Annotated in this window: 3 protein-coding genes and 1 pseudogene; 3 read left to right on the top strand and 1 reads right to left on the bottom strand. The window is 74.5% G+C overall.

Going from position 1 to position 3,901, the window contains the following annotated elements:
* The coding region (locus AB0917_RS33825) for a homoserine O-acetyltransferase (RefSeq protein WP_366823537.1) at positions 1–1,067 on the top strand (1,067 nt) is incomplete at its 5' end.
* Positions 1,064–2,338: a sulfite oxidase gene (locus tag AB0917_RS33820; protein ID WP_366823536.1), complete on the top strand. Its 1,275-nt coding sequence runs from the start codon at positions 1,064–1,066 to the stop codon at positions 2,336–2,338. The genes AB0917_RS33825 and AB0917_RS33820, both read left to right, overlap by 4 nt.
* On the opposite strand, the gene AB0917_RS33815 is transcribed toward AB0917_RS33820, so the two are convergent.
* Positions 2,331–3,080: an adenosylcobinamide amidohydrolase gene (locus AB0917_RS33815; RefSeq protein ID WP_366823535.1), complete on the bottom strand. Its 750-nt coding sequence runs from the start codon at positions 3,078–3,080 to the stop codon at positions 2,331–2,333. The genes AB0917_RS33820 and AB0917_RS33815 overlap by 8 nt on opposite strands.
* Positions 3,081–3,298: 218 nt before the next feature.
* Between AB0917_RS33815 and AB0917_RS33810 the strand changes: the two are divergent.
* A pseudogene (locus tag AB0917_RS33810) lies at positions 3,299–3,754 on the top strand (PRC-barrel domain-containing protein); the annotation flags it as partial.
* Positions 3,755–3,901 lie beyond the last annotated feature (147 nt).

The raw sequence follows: 3,901 nt of genomic DNA, 5'->3' as shown, positions 1-3,901 counted from the left end.
GCCGCCTGGCGTACGAGACCTGGGGGCAGCGGGCGGCGGACGGTTCCAACGCCGTGCTGGTGCTGCACGCTCTGACCGGCGACAGCCATGTGGCCGGGCCGGCCGGGCCCGGCCACCCCACCCCCGGCTGGTGGGACGCGCTGGTCGGACCGGGCCGGGCGCTCGACACCGACCGGTGGTTCGTCGTCGCCCCGAACGTGCTGGGCGGCTGCCAGGGCAGTACGGGCCCCTCTTCCCCGGGGCCCGACGGCACGCCCTGGGGCTCCCGCTTCCCGTATCTGACGGTACGGGACCAGGTGGCGGCCGAGGCGGCGCTGGCCGACGCGCTGTCCATCGACCGGTGGGCAGCCGTGGTCGGGGGGTCGATGGGCGGGATGCGGGCCCTGGAGTGGGCGGTGAGCAGGCCGGAGCGCACCGGTTCGCTGCTGGTGCTGGCCGCCCCGGCCGCCGCCTCCGCCGAGCAGATCGCCTGGGGCTCGGTGCAGGTCGGCGCGATCCGCTCCGATCCGGCGTGGCGGGGCGGCGACTACCACGACGCGCCGCCCGGCGGCGGTCCGCACCGGGGCCTGGGCCAGGCGCGCCGGATCGCCCACATCACGTACCGCACCGAGCCCGAGCTCGGCTCCCGTTTCGGCTGCGCGCCGCAGCCGGGCGAGGAGCCGGGACGCGGTGGGCGCTACCAGGTGGAGTCCTATCTCGACCACCACGCGGGCAAGTTGGTGCGCCGGTTCGACGCGGGCAGCTATGTGGCGCTCACCGAGGCGATGAACGGTCACGACATCGGCCGGGGCCGGGGCGGAACGGCGCGAGCGCTGCGCCGGGCGGACATGCCCGCGCTGGTCGTCGGCGTCGACTCGGACCGGCTCTACCCGGCCTGCCAGCAGGCGGAGTTGGCGGCGCTGCTGCCGGGGGCGGACGCCCTGAGGGTCGTCAACTCCCCTTACGGCCACGACGGATTCCTCATCGAGGCCGACCAGGTGGGCGCACTCGTACGGGAGTTGCTCCCGCCCTCCCCTTCTCCTTCCCCCACCCCTTCATCCCCCGTTCTCTGCGAGGAGCTTCCATGAGCCCGCTGCCCCCACCGTCCGAGGACGTCTACGACCGGATACGGCTGCGTCAGTGGTCCGCCGGCCGGGCGCGCTCCGCCGGGATCGACCGCCGCGATCTGCTGAGGCTTCTCGCGGCGGGGGCGGCGGCCGTGCCGATGGCCTCGGTCGCCGCCCCCGCACAGGCGACGGCCGCCCGGAGCGACGACGGGCTGCCCGGTGTGGTCAAGCCGCTGCCCCCGCATCTGTTCACGCTGCGCGGCACCAACGCGGAGACGAACTTCGCCGCGCTCAAGGGCACCGGGCCGCTCACCCCCGCCGACCGGTTCTTCGTCCGCAACCACACCGCCACCCCGCGCGTCGACCGGGACACCTGGAAGCTGACGGTCTGGGGCGACGGGCTGAAGGGCGGCCCGGTGGACTTCGGTTACGCCGAGCTGCGGGCGCTGCCCTCGGTGACCCGTACCGCCTTCGTGGAGTGCGCGGGCAACGGCCGCAGCTTCTTCGCCTCGCAGCAGGGGCAGGAGGTCAGCGGCACCGCGTGGACGCTCGGGGCGATCGGCACCGCCCGCTGGCGCGGGGTGCGGCTGGGCGATGTGCTGCGCCGGGCCGGCATCGGGCGCCACGCGGTGGACGTGCTGCCGCGCGGCCTGGACGCGGAGGTCGTCACGGACGGTGTGAACCTGGGGCGGGTGCGCCGGCCGGTGCCGGTGGCGAAGGCGCTGGACGACGTACTGCTCGCGTACGAGATGAACGGCGCGCCGCTGCCGCCCGACCACGGGTATCCGGTCCGGGTGATCGTGCCCTCGTGGGTGGGGATCGCCAACATCAAGTGGGTCGGGGACATCGAGGTCAGCGCCGAGCCGCTGCTCACCCCGTGGAACACGGGCCTCTACCGGCTGTTCGGCCCCGGGTACCCGCCGGAGGGGAGCGCCCCGCTGGCCCGGCAGACGCTCAAGAGCGCCTTCGAGCTGGCGCGGGGCGCCTCGTTCCGCGCCCACCGCCGTTCGGTACTGACCGGCCGTTCCTGGTCGGGCGGGGCGCCGGTGGGATCGGTGGAGGTCAGCACCGACGGGGGGCGCCACTGGCGGCGGGCCCGGCTGCACGACGCGCCCCGGGCCGGGAGCTGGGTGCGGTGGTCGGCGGACTGGGTGCCCACGCGCAGGGGTACGACGGAGCTGCTGGCCAGGGCCACGGACCGGTCGGGGCGTACGCAGCCGAAGGCGACGGCCCACAACACGCAGGGCTATCTGTTCGACGCGGTGGTGCGGCACCCCGTGACGGTCAGCTGAGGCGGGCTCCCGCCCGTACGGCCGTGTGCACGGCGCGGGCGATGCGCGCGCCCCAGGTGGACCGGGGCCCGGCGAAGGGTTCGCCGCCGTCGGGCCCCGGCTCCGGGGCGGCGACGCACACGGCGTCCGTGGGGGTGCCCGAGCAGTCGAGTCCGGCGTCCAGGAGGGCCTGGACCTTGGCCTCGGTGGCGGTGGCGACGGCGTTGACCAGGGCGGCGTCGGAGAGTGCGACGGGGAGCGTGACGACGATGTTGACCGTGCCCGGCCCGTGCGGGGTGCGGGTGTCCGTCTCGGGGGCCGCCGCCCAGCCCCGTACGCCGAGGCCGGCGGTGACGGTCGCGGTGACGCCGCCGTCGTGGCCCACCGTGTACGCGGCGACGTCGGCAGCGGTCATCAGCCCCGCCCCCGGGCCGGTGAGCCCTTCCGCGGCGGCGATCTCGGCGAGGTGGCGGTCCGGGTCCAGGCGTGGGTAACCGCCGGGGACCTGCGCGTTGAGGAGCCAGGCCCGGGGGCCGATGCCGCCGCCGAGCACCGCGCTGCTGCACACCCGCACACCGGGCCCCAGCCGCCAGAGGAGGTGGTGGAGGTGGTGGCCGTCCTCGTGCCGGTCGCGCAGTTGCGCGCGCGGTTCGCCGCGCTGGGCGGGCAGGTGGACGCGTACGGAACGGATGGCGCACCCCTGGTGGCTCGGCGGGACCGGCGATGGCCCGTACTCCCGGGGCCGCCGTGCTCCGCCGATCATATGCCGGGCCCGCACCCGCTCACCCGATTGGCCTAACCGGCCCGAGGGCCGCTCAGCGGCGTCGTGCGGGGCCAGCGGGGAGCCCGGGGCCTGTGGAGCCCCTGCGGCCGGGTGGCTGGGCGGTTGCAGCGTCATACCGGGTGAGGCGCGATGGAAGCCGGACGTGCCACATCTGGTGGAGCCAACCACAGGGCGCGCCCAGCGAGGAGGGTTCGGTTATGGGAGCCGCTGACGGTTTCACGGATTCCGGAGAGCTCGACGGTCTGACCGTGTACGACAACGACGGCGAGAAGGTCGGCAGTGTGGGCCGGGTGTACGTCGACGACGACACCGGCAAGCCCGACTGGGTCACGGTCAAGACCGGGATGTTCGGCATGAAGGAGAGCTTCGTACCGCTGGCCGGAGCCCGTCGAGTGGGCTCCGACCTGCATGTCGTGCATTCCAAGGACACGGTCAAGGAGGCGCCGCGGGTGGACGCGGACGCGCACCTCTCCGTCGCCGAGGAGGAGGAGCTCTACCGGCACTACGGCCTGACCAGGAAGGCCGGCAATCTCGGCGACAAGGGCACCGGCACGGGCACCGACACCCGGACCGCCGCCGGAACCGGCGCCATGGGCGCGGCCGGAGCCGGGGCGGGTGCGGCGGGTGCGGCCCGCGGTACGGGCACACCGCCGCACCCGCCCCGCCGCCGGAACCGGCGCCATGGGCGCGGCCGGAGCCGGGGCGACTCCTTACATACGGTGCGTATGATTATTTACATTCGGTGCGTATGAATATACGCTTTTTATACATACATGCCGTATGTAACTTGTCGCGCCGCC

Origin of the sequence: Streptomyces sp. NPDC007346 (assembly GCF_040703535.1) — a bacterium.
In the GTDB taxonomy this organism is placed as follows: domain Bacteria; phylum Actinomycetota; class Actinomycetes; order Streptomycetales; family Streptomycetaceae; genus Streptomyces.
The sequence above is the reverse complement of the archived record's forward strand: the minus strand, read 5'-3'. Positions and strand labels throughout refer to the sequence as shown.